Origin of the sequence: Paenibacillus durus, from assembly GCF_000756615.1 — a bacterium.
Classification (GTDB): Bacteria; Bacillota; Bacilli; order Paenibacillales; family Paenibacillaceae; genus Paenibacillus_AQ; species Paenibacillus_AQ durus.
Map to the genome: position 1 here is coordinate 4495803 of NZ_CP009288.1, position 20248 is coordinate 4516050.

Annotated in this window: 18 protein-coding genes and 1 pseudogene; 4 read left to right on the forward strand and 15 right to left on the reverse strand. The window is 51.0% G+C overall.

Annotation, left to right across the window (positions count from 1 at the left end):
- Nucleotides 1-43: 43 nt before the first annotated feature.
- From lepA to gpr, 4 genes are all read right to left on the reverse strand, one after another.
- Entirely contained in the window at nt 44-1858 is a 1815-nt protein-coding gene (lepA, locus tag PDUR_RS19515; RefSeq protein ID WP_042207795.1) for a translation elongation factor 4, read from the reverse strand.
- A gap of 189 nt (nt 1859-2047) precedes the next feature.
- Nucleotides 2048-2545 carry a hypothetical protein gene (locus tag PDUR_RS19520; RefSeq protein WP_042207796.1) on the reverse strand — a complete coding sequence of 166 codons (498 nt, stop codon included), beginning with the start codon at nt 2543-2545 and terminating at the stop codon, nt 2048-2050.
- A gap of 42 nt (nt 2546-2587) precedes the next feature.
- Nucleotides 2588-3895, reverse strand: a complete 1308-nt coding sequence (locus PDUR_RS19525; RefSeq protein ID WP_042207797.1) for a stage II sporulation protein P — start codon at nt 3893-3895, stop codon at nt 2588-2590.
- A 255-nt stretch (nt 3896-4150) separates the two neighbouring features.
- Nucleotides 4151-5152 carry a GPR endopeptidase gene (gene gpr / locus PDUR_RS19530; protein WP_042207798.1) on the reverse strand — a complete coding sequence of 334 codons (1002 nt, stop codon included), beginning with the start codon at nt 5150-5152 and terminating at the stop codon, nt 4151-4153.
- A gap of 179 nt (nt 5153-5331) precedes the next feature.
- Between gpr and rpsT the strand changes: the two genes are divergently transcribed.
- From rpsT to PDUR_RS19545, 3 genes are all read left to right on the forward strand, one after another.
- A complete protein-coding gene (gene rpsT / locus PDUR_RS19535; RefSeq protein WP_042207799.1) occupies nt 5332-5604 on the forward strand; it encodes a 30S ribosomal protein S20 in 273 nt (90 codons plus the stop codon).
- Between the two features lie 178 nt (nt 5605-5782).
- Nucleotides 5783-6376: a TetR/AcrR family transcriptional regulator gene (locus PDUR_RS19540; RefSeq protein WP_042207800.1), complete on the forward strand. Its 594-nt coding sequence runs from the start codon at nt 5783-5785 to the stop codon at nt 6374-6376.
- A gap of 10 nt (nt 6377-6386) precedes the next feature.
- The gene (locus PDUR_RS19545) at nt 6387-7151 is read left to right on the forward strand and encodes a glycosyltransferase family 2 protein (protein ID WP_407944319.1); all 765 of its coding nucleotides are present in this window, start codon (nt 6387-6389) and stop codon (nt 7149-7151) included.
- 14 nt (nt 7152-7165) lie between these two features.
- Here the strand turns inward: PDUR_RS19545 and holA are convergent, their stop codons facing one another.
- The 6 genes and pseudogenes from holA to PDUR_RS19575 all read right to left on the reverse strand — a co-directional run bounded on the left by holA (nt 7166) and on the right by PDUR_RS19575 (nt 13706).
- Entirely contained in the window at nt 7166-8197 is a 1032-nt protein-coding gene (gene holA, locus PDUR_RS19550; protein ID WP_042207802.1) for a DNA polymerase III subunit delta, read from the reverse strand.
- 306 nt (nt 8198-8503) lie between these two features.
- Nucleotides 8504-9745, reverse strand: coding sequence for an anti-sigma factor (locus tag PDUR_RS19555; protein ID WP_042207803.1), 1242 nt, complete (start codon nt 9743-9745; stop codon nt 8504-8506).
- Nucleotides 9742-10290 carry an RNA polymerase sigma factor gene (locus PDUR_RS19560; protein WP_042207805.1) on the reverse strand — a complete coding sequence of 183 codons (549 nt, stop codon included), beginning with the start codon at nt 10288-10290 and terminating at the stop codon, nt 9742-9744. Before PDUR_RS19560 ends, PDUR_RS19555 begins: the two co-directional genes overlap by 4 nt.
- Nucleotides 10291-10588: 298 nt before the next feature.
- Nucleotides 10589-11404 (reverse strand): annotated as a pseudogene (locus PDUR_RS19565) (carbohydrate ABC transporter permease).
- The gene (locus PDUR_RS19570; protein ID WP_036596228.1) at nt 11404-12288 is read right to left on the reverse strand and encodes a carbohydrate ABC transporter permease; all 885 of its coding nucleotides are present in this window, start codon (nt 12286-12288) and stop codon (nt 11404-11406) included. Before PDUR_RS19570 ends, PDUR_RS19565 begins: the two are co-directional and overlap by 1 nt.
- An 86-nt stretch (nt 12289-12374) precedes the next feature.
- Nucleotides 12375-13706: an ABC transporter substrate-binding protein gene (locus tag PDUR_RS19575; RefSeq protein WP_081949593.1), complete on the reverse strand. Its 1332-nt coding sequence runs from the start codon at nt 13704-13706 to the stop codon at nt 12375-12377.
- Between the two features lie 620 nt (nt 13707-14326).
- Here PDUR_RS19575 and PDUR_RS19580 point away from each other — a divergent pair.
- Nucleotides 14327-15280, forward strand: coding sequence for a sugar kinase (locus PDUR_RS19580; RefSeq protein ID WP_042207807.1), 954 nt, complete (start codon nt 14327-14329; stop codon nt 15278-15280).
- 76 nt (nt 15281-15356) lie between these two features.
- Here PDUR_RS19580 and PDUR_RS19585 read toward each other — a convergent pair whose 3' ends face one another.
- From PDUR_RS19585 to PDUR_RS19600, 5 genes are all read right to left on the reverse strand, one after another.
- On the reverse strand, nt 15357-16382 hold the full coding sequence (locus PDUR_RS19585) for a LacI family DNA-binding transcriptional regulator (RefSeq protein ID WP_042207808.1): 1026 nt from the start codon (nt 16380-16382) through the stop codon (nt 15357-15359).
- A 116-nt stretch (nt 16383-16498) separates the two neighbouring features.
- The gene (locus tag PDUR_RS28890; protein WP_156130524.1) at nt 16499-16750 is read right to left on the reverse strand and encodes a hypothetical protein; all 252 of its coding nucleotides are present in this window, start codon (nt 16748-16750) and stop codon (nt 16499-16501) included.
- A gap of 367 nt (nt 16751-17117) precedes the next feature.
- Entirely contained in the window at nt 17118-18422 is a 1305-nt protein-coding gene (locus PDUR_RS19590) for a DUF4179 domain-containing protein (RefSeq protein ID WP_042207810.1), read from the reverse strand.
- A complete protein-coding gene (locus PDUR_RS19595; RefSeq protein ID WP_042207812.1) occupies nt 18349-18951 on the reverse strand; it encodes an RNA polymerase sigma factor in 603 nt (200 codons plus the stop codon). Before PDUR_RS19595 ends, PDUR_RS19590 begins: the two co-directional genes overlap by 74 nt.
- A gap of 706 nt (nt 18952-19657) precedes the next feature.
- Nucleotides 19658-20248, reverse strand: a complete 591-nt coding sequence (locus tag PDUR_RS19600) for a dihydrofolate reductase family protein (RefSeq protein ID WP_042207813.1) — start codon at nt 20246-20248, stop codon at nt 19658-19660.

Below are 20248 nucleotides of genomic sequence, written 5' to 3' on the forward strand. Positions count from 1 at the left end.
CGGACGGCTCCCCTAAATTAAGCGGCGATATTTGCCTCAAATATTACTCGTCGATCTTCAGCACCGCCATGAACGCTTCCTGCGGCACTTCGACGCTGCCGACCTGCTTCATGCGCTTCTTGCCTTCCTTCTGCTTCTCCAGCAGCTTCCGCTTCCGCGAAATGTCGCCGCCGTAACATTTGGCAAGAACGTTCTTGCGCATCGCCTTGACCGTCTCGCGCGCGACGACCTTGGTTCCGACAGAAGCCTGAATCGGCACCTCGAACATCTGGCGCGGAATGATGCCGCGCAGCTTCTCGCATATAATGCGGCCCCGGTTATAGGCCCGGTCGCGGTGTACGATGAACGACAGGGCGTCCACCTGTTCGCCGTTAAGCAGAATGTCCATCTTCACCAGGTTCGATTGGCGGTAACCGGACAATTCATAATCGAAGGACGCGTAGCCCTTCGTTCCGGATTTCAGCTGATCGAAGAAATCATAGACGATTTCCGACAGCGGAATTTGATAGGTAATGGTTACCCGGTTCGCATCCAGGTATTCCATGTTCACGAATTCGCCGCGCTTGTTCTGGCACAGCTCCATGACCGTGCCGACGAAATCGTTGGGCACAATAACGGCCGCCTTGACGTAAGGCTCCTCTACATAATCGATCTTGCCGATTTCCGGATAGTTCGACGGATTGTCGATCTCGATCATTTCGCCGTTCGTCAGCTTGATCCGGTAAATAACGCTCGGCGCGGTCGTAATGAGCGGAAGATTGAACTCCCGCTCGATCCGCTCCTGGATAATTTCCATATGCAGCAGGCCGAGGAATCCGCAGCGGAAGCCGAAGCCCAGCGCGCTGGACGTCTCGGGCTCGAAGCTCAGCGAGGCGTCGTTAAGCTGCAGCTTCTCCAGCGCTTCGCGCAGATCGTTGTAATCCGACGTCTCGATTGGATACAGGCCGCAGTATACCATCGGATTGATCTTCCGGTAGCCGGGCAGCGGCTCGGGCGTCGGCCGCTTGGCGTCCGTCACGGTATCGCCGACACGGGTATCGCCCACATGCTTGATGCCGGCCACGATAAAGCCAACATCGCCTACATTCAGCTCGCTTACAATGCTCATGCGCGGCATAAATGCGCCGACTTCAATGACCTCAAAAGTCTTATCGGTCGCCATCATCTTAATCTTCGAACCGGCGCGGATGCTGCCGTCAACGACCCGCACATATACAATGACGCCCTTATAAGGGTCGTAATGGGAGTCGAAAATGAGCGCCTTGAGCGGCTGATCGGGATCTCCCGCAGGCGGCGGAACCTGCTTGACCACCTGCTCCAGAATCTCCTTGATGCCGATCCCCGCCTTGGCGGAAGCAAGCACCGCCTCGCTGGCGTCCAGGCCGATGACATCCTCGATCTCCTGCTTGACCCGCTCCGGGTCGGCGCTCGGCAGGTCGATCTTGTTGACGACCGGCAGAATCTCCAGGTTGTTGTCCAGCGCCAGATAGACATTCGCCAGCGTCTGAGCTTCGATTCCCTGAGCAGCGTCCACGACGAGCAGCGCGCCTTCGCACGCCGCGAGACTGCGCGAGACTTCATAAGTGAAATCGACATGCCCCGGGGTGTCGATCAGATTAAGCAAATATTCTTCACCGTCATCGGCCCGGTACGTGAGGCGAACGGCCTGCAGCTTGATCGTAATGCCGCGCTCACGCTCAAGATCCATCTGGTCAAGCACCTGTTCCTGCATTTCGCGCGAAGTAAGCGCTCCGGTGTATTCCAGAATCCGGTCGGCCAGCGTCGACTTGCCGTGGTCTATATGTGCAATTATCGAGAAATTGCGGATTTGTTCTTGTCTTTTCTTAACGTCAGTCATTCCTTACCCCCACAGACAGCCTGTTGTTAATCATCTTATTATAGCAGTACAAGTTCCCACCAGCAATCAGGGTCCTATAAAGATAGCAGTATATTTTAAAATAGAAATATATGGATTACGGGAAACAGATGCCGCCCTTTGAAGGATTAGATAGCCATTCCTTCAAGGGGCGGGAACAAGATATCGCGCTTATTCGGTGGAATCAAACAAAGAGACTACCCAGCGGATTCCTTTCTGGGACGCGTTCTGCAGCATACCCGCCGTCTTGTCGGCAAGTGTGTCCACCGTGGATTTATGCTCCCCGGGAACGAGAATCTGCCCCGGCGTGAGCGTACTATATTTTCCAGCCGGCAGCTGCGGAAGGCTTGGCGGAGACGATGTGGTTCCAGCAGCAGGCTGTCCCGCAGCCGGGGTCTGGACTTGCGGGATAGTCGTGGGGGCAAGGGTTACGGGGACATAGATGTACCCCCCTTTCCCGTCGCTCTGTACCTGGAGCCCGGTTACCGGCCCGGCCTGGGGCTGGGGCTGGGGTACAGGTGCTGTGTTCTGAACGCCGCCGGAGATTACGCTCCAGCCGGGAACGGGGGAGGAGGAAGTCCCTCCGCTGCCGTCTAACTGTATGCCCACAAGCACACCGATACCGGCCCAAATACCGATTACCACCATCTTTTTGCCGAAGCGAGACATCGCTTTTCACCCTTTCCGTTCATCCTTATACGGCTCCGCTATTCATTGCGCGGCCGGTTCGCTGCCCGTTCCGCTCTTGGCTGGTACCGCCGGCTGCCCTTCCGCGTTCGCTTTTTCCGCTTGATGGCTGCTCCAATACAGATCGGCGATGGCGTCCGCCAGCACTTCGGAGGTTGCCTTAAGTTCAGCCTCGGTGCTGTCTATACCGCCTACCTCAATCAGGACGCTGTTCGGCGACATCGACTGGTTATACTCCCCGTTATTGCCTCTGCCCGACGACTTGCCCCAGATGCCGCGGGAAAGACCGGGGTACTTATTCTCCAGCCGCTGGTGAATTTTATTGGCGAACTCCTCATTCTTCTTCCAGTTCTTGTTCGAACGGCCCAGAATAAAATACACCTGCGCGTAGCTCTTTCCGTCAATGACCGTAGTTGTCTTATCATGCCGCTGCGAGTCGCGGTGGATATCGATCAGCTCGGTCATCCCCGCATTTTCCGCCATCGCGGCTTTAACCGTCACCCGGGAATATTTATAGGAAAAATTCCAGTTGTAGTCGGCAACCTTGGTCGCATAATCCACTTCCGAATGGAAAGTGCCAATGCCCCGTTTCTCCAGCCTTTTAGTGATAAAGGACCCCACCAGCATTACATTTTTGGCAGGATTGGCGGAGTTCGGGCTATCGCTCTTCGTAGAGAGCAGCGGGTTATACGCTTCGCGCGGATGGGAATGATAGATCAAAATCCGCTTGACGCCCGTGTCCGAAGCTTCCGGACCATCTGCGGGAGAAGGCGCGGGAGCATCGCTATTCTCCGGCGGTTGCGTCCCTTGTGTGCCGCCGCTTTCTCCGGGAGTCGGCGCCGGCGTCGCTCCGGGTGCCGGCGTATCTGCCGCCGGCCCGTCCGTTCCCGGATGATAATCGGCCGGAGCACCCTCCGCGCCGCCGGAGCCTTTGCGCAGCAGCACGGCATCGTCTGCGGCCATGCCCGGCACTTCGCGGGATAGCAGGCTTTTCGGATCGCCAGGGTTCACGCTTGTCAGAAGCTGAAAGACGAAGCTTGTTACTTTCCCGCCTGACAGCGCGGACGGCTCCTTGGTATCCGGCAGATGCGGAACTTCCATTCCGAGCAGTTCCTTGAATATTCCGCCGGAGAGGGAAGCCGCGAGCCCCTTCATCGAAGGCAGCGGCGAATTATCCAGCTTCTCTCCGGCCATTCCTCCGGCTCCCAGCAGAATGAAGAAGACCAGGGAACCGCAGGCGAGCAGCAGCATCGTTCTTCCGAGCGCCAACGCGTCGAGCACTTTAGACCGTAAACGGCCGATGTTCCACAGATGAAACCATTTTCTATTCATTATTGTTATGTCCTCCTCAAGCTCGCTGTAATCTCTCATACTTCAAATCTATGAGTGAGAGAAAGACGATAGAACGAAAGGAAGAACAAAAAAAACCCGCAAAGATATAGAGTCTAAGCTTTAGAAGCATCCTTAGATTCATTGCGGAGAAACGAGACTTCTATATTAATGCAAACCGGCAAGAGGACAATCGGGACCTCCTCCCGGCTTGCGCCTGGTTAGTTCATCGTCTGCGCGCTTCAAGCGCGGTACGTGTCAGTGCGTATAAGCGCCAACGTTGCCTGGATCGACGGCGTCATGGAGCGCCGCATTCAGGCCGCCGGCCACGATGTTGGCGATATCTTCGATGAATTCGTCAATTTCCTTTGGTGTTACAATGAGGTCATGACCGAGCGGCTCAAGCACCTCTTTGACCAGAGTCAGCCGCTCCTGTTCGGTGATGCTGTCCAGCAGCCCCATAATCTCCTTGCTGCGCCCGCCTTCACCGCCGAAGTGGCTTCTCATCATTTCCAGCACATTACCGACAATTGTGGAGGCATAACATACCGTTGGGACGCCGATGGCGATACAGGGAACACCCAGCACCTCCCGCGTAAGTCCGCGCCGCTTGTTGCCGATGCCTGAGCCCGGGTGAATGCCGATGTCGGCAATCTGAATCGTCGTATTGACCCGTTCCAGCGAGCGGGAAGCGAGGGCATCTATAGCGATAATGGCATCCGGCTTCGTGCGATCGACAATCCCCTGAACAATCTCGCTGGATTCGATTCCGGTCAGCCCCAGTACACCGGGAGCGACAGCGCTGACATTGCGGTATCCCGGAGATACCTGATCCGGCGTCAGTTCGTAAAATTGCCGGGTAACCAAAGCATTCTCCACCACAAGCGGTCCGAGCGAATCCGGAGTCACATTCCAGTTGCCAAGCCCGACAATAAGTACGGAGGCATTCTGGCCAATTCCGATCCGTCTCATAAAGCCTGCGAACTCACGGGCAAATGCGTCGGACACTTTCTGCTGAAGTCCTGTGTCTCCGCCCCGCAGTCCAGGGACTTCCAGGGTGACATAATTACCCATAACCCGCCCGATTCTCTGGGAAGCTTCATCGCTGCTGACGGCAAGCCGCGTAATTTTGATGCCGCCTAGCTCCTCCACTTCCTCATTCACCCCAGGAATCGGCATGTTATTCATGCCCTGGGCCATTTCCTTGGCTTCCAGCGCCAAGTCGGTACGCACTGAATAAAGCTGCAGATCCAGTTCCATATGTTATGAGCCTCCTATCCTTTTTAATAATAGTGTGCGGGAGGAGGGGCACGATTATACAATAATGAATGGAGAAATCACCCGGTTTGGTTGTTGCATTTTGCTATCACACATGCTAAACTATTTTAAGTTGTGAATCATTTTGATGATTTCCGAATGCCTTACAGGAGGTGAATGCAATGCCAAACATTAAATCCGCGGTAAAACGCGTTAAGACAACGGAAAAACGCCGTGCGCTGAACGTTTCCCAAAAGTCCGCCCTTCGTACAGCTGTTAAAGCTGCCGACCTCGCGCTGGAAGGTACGGAAGTAGAAACTGCCAAAGCTACAATCCAAGCTGCTTCCAAGAAGCTGGACAAGGCCGTAACTAAAGGTCTGGTTCATAAAAATGCGGCTGCCCGCAAGAAATCCCGCTTGGCGAAGAAACTGAACGCTCTTTCCGCTCAGGGCTAAGAGCTTCTATATCGAGCAATTGAAGAACCTGACCGCTCCCGATGACGCGGTTCAGGTTTTTTTGTTTTTCCTCCTACTCCCCGGTTCACAAATCCTTCACTGGACACAAGCGCATGGAAAATATATCCTCTAAACATACCGAACGTTTGGTATCTCGATAAAAGGAGGCATTCCGGGTTTGACTTCTAAACAACGCGCCTATGATCCAGCTCAAACCAAAGAAAGAATACTCTCTCACGCCAAAGCTCTTTTTTCGCAAAAAGGATACAAAGGGGTTTCCATCAGCGATATTTGCGCGGCAACGGGTCTTAGCAAAGGAAGCATCTACCATCACTTCAAGAATAAAGAGGATCTTTTTATCCATCTGGCCGAAGCTGCCTTCGTCGATTCCTGGAAAGACTGGGATGCCCGCTCCGCCCGGTTCTCTTCGGCGGTTGACAAGCTGTATGCTTACAGCGAGCTTTTTGCCGACAACGTGGATCTTTCGCTTACCAAAGCCGGCGAGGATTTTATCGCAACCACCGGGGCGGATTCAGAAGCAGTCCAGAAATTTGGAGCAATGATTACGGGCTATGTGCAGCGTTTCGAAGAAATGATCCGGGAAGGAATCGAGCACGGAGAATTCAAGCAGCAGGATTCCGGAGAAATGGCTTTTGCCCTGCTGAGCTCTTATTCGGGATTGGCGAACAATACGCGCTTTCTGGATAAGGAAAATGTGAGACGGATGTACCGTAAAATGACGGAAATGCTGCTTGACGGCATTCGAAAATAGGAGATGATTCATAATGGAAAACCAAATGTTCACAGGGCCGGATGAAGCAGGAGAGATTCTCTTCTCCGTCCTGATTCCCGCGCATAACGAAGAAAAGTATATTACAAAATGCTTGGACTCCATTGCTGCCGCCTCGCAGAACTGCCCCGGCCAGGTTGAAGTTATCGTCATTCTGAACCGCTGCACCGACATGACGGAGGAAATCGCCCGCTCGTATAACTGCGTCATTGTCCACGACGACCGCAAAAATTTATCGCAAATTCGAAACAGCGGCGCAGCAGCAGCCAGAGGAGAAATCATTGTGACGATCGACGCCGATAGCCGGATGACGGCTAACATGCTCTCCGAAATCGAGTGGCATCTGTCCGGGGGAAAATACATCGGCGGCGGCACAACAGGTAGATTCGAGCGGATGAGCCTGGGTATCGTCGTATCCGCACTGGCGCTCATCGTGCCGATGGCGATCAAATACGGAGCGATCTCGGTCGGTATTTTCTGGTGCCGCAAGAGCGACTTCGACGCCATCGGCGGTTTTAATGAAGAGATGCTGATGTCCGAGGATGCCGATTTTGCCTGGCGGCTCAAAGCTCACGGAAAGCGCTCCGGGAAAAAATACGGCACACTGACCAAAGCGTACATGATTACCTCCTGCCGAAAGTTCGATAAAGAAGGAGACTGGTATCTTATCAAGCATCCGGGGATGATTCTCGCTTACCTGAAGGGAACCGACCACCGGCATGCCGATAAAGCCTATTACGAGAATCATGGAAGATAGTATACATAGAATACCTATACCGGTCTTCCGGCGCCAAGCCGCAGCATGAACAGCTCCAGCCCCAGCACCTTGTCAATTCTTCCTGTCTTCATCTGGTAATCCAAATCGGCCAGGCTGCTCAAAATCTCTCTCAGCTGTACTCCACCGAACTTGCGTGCCTGCTCTCCTGCCAGCTTGACGGCATAGGGATGAAGGCCGAGCTGGGAGGCAATCTGACCTTGGGAATAGCTCTGGGCCGACAAATCCTTGACCTGCAAAATAATCCGGAACTGCCGCGTGATCAGCGCGGCAATCTTGATTGGCTCCTCCCGCTGCTTGAGCAACTCATGCAGCATTCCCACCGCCTTATCCAGACGCAGATTCGCGAGTTCCTCCACCAAGGTGAAGACGTTCTGCTCCGTTCCGCGCGGCACCAGACTCTCCACAGCAGCGGTATCCACCGTTCCACCGTTTCCAGCGAACAGACACAGCTTGTCCATCTCTGCCGTCAGCCCTTGAAGCCCCGTACCGGCGCAGGCGATAAGCGCCTCTGCCGCCCCCGGCGCGGCGGTGCAGCCGCGATCCAGGATGCCTTTTTCCACCCAGCGGAGCAGTTCCTCCGCACCCAGCGGATTAAACGGCAGCACGGTGCCGGCCGATTTCAGCGCTTTAACGATTTTTTTGCGCTCATCCAGTTTATCGCTGTTGACCAGAAAGACGATTACGCTGAATTCAGCGGGACGCGTCAAATATTCTTGCAGGAGATCAGCGCGGTGCTCCAGCTTGGCGTTATCCTTGCCTGCCGTGAACAGCGAGGCATCCCTTACAACCAGCAGCTTGCGGGGCACCATGAACGGTACAGTCTCCGCTTCCTCCACCACCGCCTGGATCGGCGTTTCGGACAGGTCGAAAGGAATCACCGCAAAATCACGGTCCTCCTTCGCAATCAGCTCGCTCTCCAAAAAAGCCGCAAATTCGTTCATCCGGAATTTTTCACTTCCATATAGACAATACACCGGAGAGAAATTCCCCTGCTTGATTTCCTTGGCCGCTGTCTTGGCATCCACCTTTGCGCCACATCCTTTTTCAAATCTGCTCGATCATGAAGTTGTACGTTTCAATAGTTTAGCAAAAAACATTCCTGCGCGTAAATGGTCACCGAAAGCAGCAAAGCGGAGAAGCTTCGGCATAAGCAGCCAAAACCTCTCCGCCCTTACGCGGCTCATCTATATAAACGACGGTTCGGGAAGCTCTAGAAACTTCCTCAGCCGTCGGTCATACCGATGTTTTTGCGGGGGAATGCCGTTCCAATGCAATTCCTGTCCTCATGCTATATTGTATTCGGCAGCTCCGCAAAACGTGCCGACTTTTCACTATTTTGTTGAAGTTCCCGGTGACGGCGGCGAGGACGCCGGCGCTGCCGAAGCCGATGGGGCAGCGCCAGGGTCCGCAGTCTCCTGCGGTACGGTATACGCGCCGCTAACCTCATTCCCGTCCGTCTTCATCACATACGTAAACTGCCGGCTGTCCTCCGACCATTTTCCTGAAACCCAGGTTCCTTCAATTGCAACCGTATCGACAGCCTGTCTTCCCTCTGAAGCCTCTGCTGCATCGCGGTAGATTACGAGCTGATTGCCTTCCACTACCGCCGTATACCGACGGTCGGGCGATGTCCAGGACGGGGAATCCGGCGACAACTCCGCAGGAGCCATATCCATAATTCCCATATCTCCGCCACTCGATTGCGGCGCCTGCAGCGTTTTATCCGACATTATGGAATCACTCCGTTCACCGGCCTGATCGTCCGTACCCGTTTCCGGCGCCGCAGACGCATTGGCGGATGGCATGGGAGTTGCCGTCTGCTTGTTAGCGACTCGTCTATCCTTGCCCGGGTCGGTGCTTGCGGTCGGCGCTTCCGCACGGTCACTGCGCGCTTTCTCCGTAGGCTCGGCTGCATCTTGCTTCACGCCGCCACCCTTTGCAGCTTGCCCGCCATTCTTCGGTGAAGGGCTCTCCGGTGCAGCCAATGTTGACGTTCCGGCATCGGCTGGAGGGCTGTTCTCTTCGCTTCCCGCAAAGGGTTCGCCCGCCCCGCCAGAAGATTCCTCCGAGCCCGAATCCGCTCCGGCATCGTTCGCCGCCGAACTTGTATTCTCCTTAAAGCCGTTATACCCAGAGGTGCTCTTCATCATATCGTCTACCTGCGCGCCCGGCAGCTTCTCCGGCATATTGAATATTGCAATGCCAAATATTACTGCGGCCGCGGCAGCCCCAATTCCGAAGCGGCCGGCCAGAGAGGAGTTCTGGCGGGCCTTGGCTCGTGACGCCTTGCGGCTCATCCGCGGAGAGTCCGTCTCTGCCGTGGATGGAGCCGCCGCCGCGGCCTTCTCCCGGTCGATGGCCTCAAGCTGCGGCAGAATCGAATCCACCAGACTGAAAGGGGGGCTGACGTCGGGGAGCTGCTCCAATTCACTGGAGAGCGCGTTCAACCGTTCGAACAATTCCGCGCAGGAAGGGCAACCATCGATATGGCGGAACATTTCCAGACTTTCGTCCCGGCTCAAGTCATGATCCAGATAACGATGCATCCATTCCATCACCTCCGCGCAGTTCATCCCGATACACCACCTTTCTGGTACTCCTGTAGTCTGTTTTGCAGCTGCTGCCTTGCCCTGAACAGGTAAGATTTCACCGTATTAAGCGGAAGGTCCAGACTTTCTGCAATCTCGTTGTAAGAAAAATCCTGCAAATAACGTAGTACAATAACCGTTCGATGATGCTCCGGCAGTTGTTCAATAGCTTCGCGGATGTCCTCCGCCAAATAACCCGAGAGAACTTCGCGTTCCACATTTTGCTTATCCTTGAATACCATCTCATGCTCGTCGATCGAAACGGTCGGCTTCGTCCTTCTGAATTTATCTATACATATATTGGTCACGATCCGCTGAACCCATGTCTTGAACTGGGCCTTCTCTTCATAGGAGCCGATTTTGGTATAAATCCGGATCAAAGCCTCCTGCGAGGCGTCCAGCGCATCCTGTTCATTATGCAAAATGTAAAAGGCCGTCTTATACACCTGGCCTTCAATTTCTCGCAATAGGGTGATTAGAGCGTCGCGATCGCCCGATTGAGCGGCTCTGACGAGTCCCTGCTCCACCACGAAGGTTCCCCCTCTCTATGCAATCTTACTGACGCGCAAGATCGCGGAATTGTTGCAATCTGTAACATTATTTTTGTTGTCTCTAATGAAGCTTCTTCTCTCGGCACACACTTTTCTAAGCATACAGGGAATGTTTGCGGCAATCAAACGTTCCGCCAGCCTAATTTTATTACAAATTTGACACATTGGTAAATTGGGGCAAGAAAAAAAGCCAACCCCAATTTCTGGTTGACTTCATCTATGAACAGCTGCTCCCGGCCATTTGACATGGTCGGAAGAAGTTCGTTTTTTGCGGTTGTTATTTTACGGAGCCCTGCATAACGCCCTGAATGATATATTTTTGCGCGAACAAGTAGATGATGACTACCGGGAAGATGCTGAGCACCAAGCTGGCCATCAGCGGGTCGTAATCCACGGTGTAGGTGCCATAGAAATTGAAAGTGGACAGTGGAAGCGTACGCTGCAGCGGATCGACGAGAACGAGTGACGGCAGCAGAAAGTCATTCCACATTCAAGATGGTTATGGTCGCCGTCGTCGGCATCAGCACCGGAATACGATGCGGAAAAAGGTCTGGGTGGGCGTGCAGCCGTCAATCATCGCCGCCTCTTCCAGTTCCCTCGGTATACTCTTCACGAAGCCGTGGTAAATGAAGATCGCAAGCGAGCAGCCGAATCCGATATACATAAAAATCAGCGCCCATTTGTTGTTGAGCATGTTGAGTGATCCGTAAATTTTGACGAGCGGAATCATGATCGCCTGGAAAGGAATAATCATGGAAGCCACCATCAGCAAAAAGGTATATTGATTAAATTTCGTATCGTGCCGGACAAAATAATGCGCGGTCATTGCCGCAAACAAAGAGATAAACAGTACACTAAACAGCGTGATTATGACCGAGTTGGCAAATGCGTGGAAGTAATTCATCTTGTCCAGCGCAATGGTGTAATTCGAGAACACGAAGCCTTTCGGCAGGGTAAGCGGGCTTGAGGTAATGTCCTTGTTCGCTTTCACCGAATTGAACAGCAGCAGCACGAACGGAATGATAAAGACGAACAAGATGACCGAGAGACCGATTACCGTCAGCCAGGAGGTTTGCTTTTTGAAGCGATGCATTAAGCCTCCACCTCCATCTTCTTGCTGAAATATACTTGGAGCAATGTAATAACCGCCACAATCAGGAACAGCACGAGCGCTTCAGCTTGGCCGACGCCGTAATCCCGGGACAGAAACGCCTTCTGATATACATGCATTGAGACGAGTTCCGTGCTCTTGAACGGCCCGCCTTTCGTCAACGCAAGGTTGACATCATAGACCATAAATCCGCGCTGCAAGGAAAGAAAAATGCACACGATAAACGAAGGAACCATAAGCGGAATGGTCATACGCGTCATTTTCAGCCATCCGTTCGCCCCGTCGATGCTTGCCGCCTCGAGGATATCCCCGGGTACTCCTGTCAGTCCGGCTACGTAGATAACCATCATATAGCCTGCATACTGCCATACCGCAACAATGACGAGTGTCCAGAAGGCACGGTTCGGATCGGAAAGCCAGGAGGTGCTGAACAGGCCGATGCCCATTTTTTGACCCAAGAATACAAGCACATTGTTAAAAATGAACTGCCAGATAAAGCCGAGGACGATACCGCCCAGAAGGTTGGGAAGGAAGAAGCCGGCCCGGAAAAAGCTTTGCCCCTTCAGGCCCTTCGTCAGCAGATAGGCTAACAAAAATGCAAGCACATTGATGAACACGACCGTGAACAGCACGTACTTGAGCGTCAGGCCGAACGACTTCCAGAACTCCGCGTCTTTAAAGACCGACCCATAGTTTTGAAAACCTACCAAGGATTGTGTCGTGGATATTCCGTCCCAATTCGTAAACGTCAAGTAGATGCCGTACAAGAACGGAACAATCATTACGGCGACAAACGCGAACAACGTCGGACCCGTGAACAGCAGTCTGAGCCGCAGGCGGCTCCACACCCCTTTATCCGTAACCATGCATATCCCTCTTCCTATTCCTATAAGATTGGCTTAGTAACGGCGGATAAGGGATAATCCCTTACCCACCGCTCTGAACAAGCCCGTTATTCTTTTACGTTAGTCCAGTACTGCTCGACTTCTTTGGCGAGTGCCGCACGGTCGCTTTGCTTGGCGAGATACTTTTGCATGGAAGCGCCCACATTCGCCCAGTGGTCAGCCGGAAGATCGCTCATCGACTGCTCGGATTTGCCTCTTGCGATGTAATCCTGAATCGACTTGCCGAGTGGGTCGGCGGCCGGAAGCGTAATATTTTTAAATGCCGGAATAATATTGGCCTTGTTCACCAGGAAATCCTGGCCTTGCTGCTCATACACGATCCAGTTGAGGAATTTCTTCGCTGCATCCTGCTGCTCCGATGTGGATTTCTCTTTGTCGATTACAATCCGTTTGGAGACGGCAGAGGAAATTTCCTGGTTGCCATAGTCGCCGGCGGTATTGCTGATTGGCACCGGCAGGAAGCCGTACTCTTTGTTAGCGGTATCAAAACTGCTGATTTGCGGCCAAGCCCAGTTGCCCATGAACCAAATGCCTACTTCGCCTTTGCCAAGAAGTTCAGGGCCGCGTTCATAGGTCCCCGCCAGCGGCGAAGCCTGATCGATATTGTACTTCGTCATGACATCAAATGTGTCCATAAGACCGTTGAATACCTTGTTGCTTGCAAGATCGACTTTGCTGGCCCGCAGATCATCGATAAAAGCGTTGACCTTGGTCATATCTTTATCCTGACCGGCGTAAGCCAAGGAAAAATAGTGGGCGCCTAGCGACCAGTCCATCGGAGATACGACCAGCGCTTTCTTTCCGCTTGCTTCGATTTGCTTAAACAGATTTTCCAGCGACGCGGTGGTGTTGATTGTGGACGGATCAAAGCTTCCGCCTACCGCCTTGTCCACGACCGCTTTGTTATAAATAAAGCCGTAGCCTTCAACAGCCAGAGGGAATGCATAATTTTTGCCGTCGATTGTAGTCAGATCAAGGGCATGATCCACAGTGTCGGCATTCCATTTCTCACCACTCAGGTCAAGAATGCGGTCTTTGAATTTGGCTACATCCCCTGTATCCAGCATGATCATGGTTGGAGGATTGCCGGAAGCATACAGAGTGGAAGCGCGTTCAAAAGGAGAGCCGCCATTAGGAACAGGCTGAATTTCCAAAGAGATCGTCGGGTTCGCTTCATGGAAAGCCTTTGCGGCCTCCTCAAGCTGTGGCTGAATCTCGCTCTTGGAGTTAAGCAGGGTTATTTTGATGCCGCCGTCTGAACTGCCGTTCTGCCCGCCGTTTGCGGACTCCGTATCGCCTCCCGAGCTGCTGCAAGCCGAGAGAATCAAAATTAGCGTCAGCGAGAGAATAAACCACTTCATCTTCTTTACATGTTTCATGGAAAAAAGCCCCCTAATTCCAATTTATAAACCGCTTACATTTCGGATTATATGATAACCGATTAACATATATCAACCGGTTATCATTACCTGAATTTAATTTTTTTAAGCGCTATCATTGATAAACTATGAGCAATCAGCCCCTAATTGAAAGATTTCGTGTATTATTTAACAGCGTTTACTTGGATCTCCTGAAACTTCGCCACATACTTGACGGCCAGCTCGGTAATAAGATCAAAGCAGCTTTCTTTGGCCGGAGTGGTCAAAATTACCGCCGATCCCTACCGCGATACAGCAGTGCTTTTAATTTTTTTATGGGTAAATTCTTTGGGTAAATTATTTTATTAATATTTAGTAATAAATGAACTAAAAATACAACGAAAATAATAATAACAATTATTTTTGAGTCAATGCTTTTTAAAAAAGCTTCATACTCCATTGTTCAATTTCGTGTGATTTTCGTTGAAATATAAGGATTTCATAAGAATCACTTTTGTTTTTCCACAAAAGGTCCGTTAATTTCAGACTTGATGTTGTTGTACAAAACCGGTTTATGTGCTACCTTCAAAACATAGCTTATCAATACAAGGGTCATTCCCTTTTTCTTAGGAGGAATCGCCATGAGCAAACATCTGGACGTAGTCACTTTCGGAGAGCCGATGGCCATGTTTTACGCCAATGAGGAAGGACCGCTGGATGAAGTGATGTCTTTCTCCAAAGCTTTGGCCGGAGCGGAGAGCAATGTGGCCACTGGCTTGTCGCGTCTGGAGCATACGGTCGGCTATGTAACCAAGCTTGGCGAGGACAGCTTCGGATCTTTCATTTTCAAAGCGCTGAATAAAGAAGGCATCGATACCTCAAGCATCTCCTTCTCCCGCGAATTTCCAACCGGAATGTTAATCAAATCGAAGGTTGTTACCGGCGATCCCAAGGTGGAATATTATCGCAAACGTTCGGCTGCCTCCAAACTGGGACTTGCCGACTTTGATGCATCCTACTTCGCCTCGGCGGGACATCTTCACGTCACCGGCATCTCCTCGGCGATCTCTCCTGAATGCCACGAGTTCTCCGTTCACGCTATGGAATTCATGAAGCAAAGCGGCAAGACCGTATCATTCGATCCCAACCTCCGCCCGGTCCTTTGGCCGGGCGCCAAGACGATGGCAGATACGATTAATAACCTCGCCATCCGCTGCGATTGGTTCATCCCCGGCCTTGGCGAAGGCCGGATTCTGACGGGGCTGGAGACGCCGGAGGAAATCGCGTCCTACTATTTGAATTTGGGCGTATCCCTGGTCGTTATCAAGCTGGGGCCGGAAGGCGCATATTACAAATCATCCGATTCGGAAGGCTATGTACAGGGATTCAAGGTCGATCAGGTAGTGGATACGGTAGGCGCAGGCGATGGCTTTGCCGTTGGAGTGATCAGCGCGCTGCTGGAGGAGCTTCCGCTAAAGGAAGCGGTGCGGCGCGGCAACGCTATCGGCGCTTTGGCAGTCATGTCGCCCGGCGATAGGGACGGACTGCCGACCCGCGAGCAGCTTGAGCGGTTTATCAGCCAAGGCACGAACTGACAAAAGTACAGAACAGAAGGTCCAGAGGACATCTCCTAGCAGAAATAGCCGGGTGATGTCCTGATAGCAAACCGTTTTATCTAGAAATTGGCGCTTGTTGGACCGAGTTCCCCAGTTGAAGGGACGGAGTAAACCGGTAAGTAATCGGCACGCTGGAGCCCGTGTCTTCTATGCCGGAGAGGATGATTTTGGAAGCCTCCATCCCCATTTCATACGCGGGTTGACGGATCGTCGTAATCGCAGGATTATAGATCGTCGCGAACTCCGCATCGTCGATGCCGATAACCGATAAATCACGCGGGATAGATAAGGAATGTGTATTCGCAAATTTCAGTATTTCGGCGAGTGCAATATCGTTGGCTGCAAGCAGGGCGGTCGGAGGCTGCGGCAGAGACAGCAGTTGCTCAAGCGCCCCTGCCATGTCTTCCCTGGATGCGCTGCACACATAATCCTCCCTCCACGCCTGTCCCGCTTCCTCGACCGCCTTTCTGTAGCCGCTGATCCGTTCCTTGCGCGGTGTAATCGCATAACGGCCGACCGGCAGCGTCAGCAGCGCGATCCGTTCATGCCCATGCCTGATAAATTCTTTGAAGGCGGTCTTGACCGCCATTTCATTGTCAAGCAGCAGACTCTGAGTCGCGATGCCTTCCACGAGCCGGTCCAGGAATACCAGCGGATATTTATTTTCGAGCAAACGATGGTAGAGGGATGGATCGTCACCTGTGGGAAAAATAATCAAACCGTCGACCTGCCGGGCCATCAGCGTTTCGATATATTTTACTTCCTTCTCCGGATTCTCGTCCGCGTTGCAGATAATCACCTGATTGCCGCTGAGCTGAAGCTCATTCTCAATCGCCCGGATACATTGAATGGACAAAGTATAATTAATATCCCCCACGATGACGCCGACCGTGTTCGTCCGGTTCCGCTTCAGGCTTCGGGCCAGGCCGTTCGGCTGGTAATTCAGTTCGTCGATCACTTCAGCGATCCGCTTCCTCGTCGCCTCGCTCATATACTTATAGCGCTTGTTCAAAAACTGCGATACCGTGCTTTTAGACACGCCCGCCTTTTGCGCCACATCTTCGATTGTCTGTTTTTTCATCTTTTTCGCTCCATGCTTCTACTAAATAAATCATACTTTGTTAAAAAGTATAGCTGTTTTTTAGTAAATTTACTATAATGCCATTCTCCTATGCAACCGGGCTTGGCCGGGACGATTCAAGGGTCACGAATGCCCGGGTCCGGGTCCAGCCTCAAGCTTGCGCCTAACCTGAATTCCCCTATGCCGTATCCGCATTTGGATCTCCCCTTGCTGATCGTACGATACACAAGCATGCCTCTGTCAATGAGGCGGGCCAAAACCTCGCCGCTTGGATGACCATACAGATTGTTAGCACCTACTGAGACTACTACGACGGAAGACTTCCAGTACTGCAGCCAACCTGCTCCGTTCGAGGTATACCCTGGCAAACTTAGGCTTCCAGATGTCTTGAAAATAAAGTATAGACGCTCATACCGCTAACGCGGCGCCATCAGTTATGAAACAACAGCAGCCATGGACGAAAAAATAAATCCTAGACTGCCGCTGCTTTATTGAAATATAGTTTCCCGTTAGTTCAGTCCCCCAACCTAGAACAGCCAACCTTTTACAAAAGTGTCTATCTTCCGGGTTACAGTTCATCCTGAACTTGAGAACTGTTCTTTTTTTGTGTTCTTGTTACACTATGATAATACAACCTTTTTTCATATCCTCATATTGTCTATAGTGTAGTCGCTTGCTCGATTTACACAAAAATCTGCTTTGAATATATTGAGCGGTTGTAACAAGTGTATGATTTTATTTTTTGATATCTATAGGAATAGATATTGTCTTGTCGTAGGTTTTAATATAGTGAAATCCGTCCAGCAGCAGGCGTTCCGGTTCCTCCATTGTGTTAAAAGAATACGTCTGCTCCCACAGGATGTTACCGTTTTTCAGATCCCACGGACGTGACGAGGAAATTGATGATACGGGAATTACGATACCACCAGCTTGAACGGATAAATCCTCCGTTTCCAATATTGTAAATTGTTTCCCGGCGATAACGATATCATAGCCTGTATCGGTTTTTGTGACGCTTCGAATCCATATCTTTTCATTGCCAATTTTGATGGATTGATCTGATGGTGAGGCTAGGGAGATGGGTTCTTCTACTTTCTGATATCCGGCGAAATTTTCGAGTACAATTTCAATGGTCTCCATCTTGTCTGTCGGAAGCACATCAAATTCAAGTTCAAATTCACCGAAACGATACGACCGCATTCCCAATGATTTTACTTCTGCTCCATTCACATAAAGCTTTGTTTTACCTGGAAATCTCGGGTATCCCTCATCATCCATTTCATAATGTCCCTTCACGATGGTTGAAGTTGGTGAAGCCGTAATGGAGTCATAGCGGACAGTCCCCTGATCGACAGGAACGGATTTTGAAATGTCCTCTTCAAGCATACTCTTCATCGCTTTATTCGCTTCAAACTTGAAGGAGATCGGATATGATGCCTGTTCCCCATTATCTAGACGCTCACTGAATGTAACGGTTAATGTTCTGGAGAATGGACTAACCGGCTCGAATTTATATACTCCCTCGTACTGGGTCTCGTCTTTGCTATTGCCACCACTTCCTTCTTTCGGATCTGAATCAGTCAAGAATCCTTGCATTTTACCCACACCGTAAAGAAATAATCCATTGTCAGTAAATACGGAACCTGCGGGTCGATCAATGGTGTAATACATTAGCAATGCGTTATCGTCCGCAATAACCCCGTTAATGGTAATGACAGTGCCGTCATCAAGCGTTTTGCTTTTGTTGACCGTTTGACCGTATCCTTGCTCCGCCACTTTTGAAAAGCTTAGAGACATCAGCTCGATTTTATTAAACAACTTACCTCCGTAATAAGCAAATGCAGGATATTGATAAGTTCCGACAATCAGAAGGAGTGCTGCAGCTGATGATGCAACCCATGTCATCGCTCTATTCATGTTTCTTTTCTTAGTGGGGACATGCTCAAGTGCATTTCGAAGTCTGCCCTCAAGTTCTGACGGAGCCTGTACGATATTCAAGGTCTGTTTGTGCTCCTGTAATCTCTCCTCGATCGTTTTCATAACGATCACCTCCGATCATGGCTTTCAGTTTTTGTATGCCTTGCGAAATTCTTGATTTGATTGTGCCAACCGGTGCATCGGTCATATCCGCAATCGTCTGATACGGAAGATCATGTACGTAACGAAGTTCAATCGCTTCCCGCTGCCGTGGATTCAGGTGAGAGAGCAGCACCTGTATGTCCATCTCAGACTCCGTATAGCGATATGGATTATCGTCAGTTAATGCAGCAAGTGATGATTCTCGCTCGTCTCCCAGTGGAAGAAATCGTTCCTTTTTGCGGAGTATTGTTTTGCAACGATTGACGAGAATGGTTTTGCTCCAGCTGTAGAAGGCTTCGCCTTTTTGCAATTGATCCAGCTTTTCATAAAGCGTAACAATCATGTCTTCCATTGCATCCATCGCGTCATGCTCATTTCTCATGTAGCTGTAGGCAAGACGATAATAAGCATCCTGTTCGGCTATGATTAGCTGTAATAAAGCTTCCTTGTTGCCTTTTTGGGCTTGTTTGACAAGACGGCTTACATTCATGTTCTCACCCCTTTCATAGATAAGAGATCGCAGAGGTCATTAAAGTTCATTATGTACAAAAAAATCTCCACAACCAAGTCACAGGGAAGTTATCCTATCCCTAGGAGGTTGCGGAGGTATATGAAATCAAACAATACTGTATCCAAATCCAGAATGCATATCGAGATCAGCAATTTTCTTAAGTAAATCAGGCTCTAACGTAAAATTGCATTGTTTAACGTAATAAACCTCAACATCTAGATATATCTCCTCAATACCAGAATCTTTGATGCAAAGCTTTGAGGATAAAATAGTGTCTATAATCCATCTTAACCCAGCATAACCTGAATTTAATTGTGAATGGGACATGATTTACCATTCAAGTTTCCTACCTTAGCGATATCTCCAGGTTCTGACTTCCTAGATAATCTCCAGCCAGTTTTTGTTGTAGCAATTCTGGTGAGAAGTTACCCCCACTCATTCTACAAGAGGTATCAATACGTATAGTCATATTACCCTCCATCGAGGATTATTAACGGGAAATGAATATTTGGGTGCGGCAGAGCCGCTTGGTTAATAAGTCAGAGCCACGGTGTTAACGAAATAGAGCCACCTGTAACGATGTCCATCAGATTGGCTCGGAAGACGGTAGTGATAGGCCATAAACAACAAAGCTGCCGCTTTATGCGGCAGCCCAATACACTTTCTTGAATTGAAGGGAGAAGCGTTAATCTTTTTTCGCTGGATGGTACGTCAATTCTACGGCGCCTGAATGTATAGTCTTGGTATAGACATGCTTAAGTGACATCGTTTCGATGTCATCTTTAAACAGACGCTTCCCTTTCCCCCGTACAACCGGAAAGACCATGATCCGAAACTCGTCGACGAGGTCGAGCTGCATCAGCGTCCTAACCAGCTCGCCGCTGCCAAGCACCAAAATGTTTCGTCCGGGTTGCTCTTTAAGCTTCAGAACTTCTTCTTTGAGATCCCCCTGGATGAGGGATGCGTTCCATTCCATCTGCTCCGGCGTTTTCGTCCGGGAGGCGACATATTTGGGATAGCTGTTCATTCGGTCGGCGAAGCCTTCGGGAATCGTAAAATCGCGAATTTGATTAACGACCGTATTCGTTTCACTCATTTTGGGCCACGCCGCGGCGAAGCCTTCGTAAGTGACCCGGCCGAGCAGAAGAGCGTCGCACGTCTGAAGTTCCTCGAACTTGTGTTGGTTTTGTTCTTCCGTATTGAAAGGAACCGTCCAAACCGGATCTTCCATGACGCCATCCAGCGTCACGAATTCGGATACGATCACTTTTCTCAT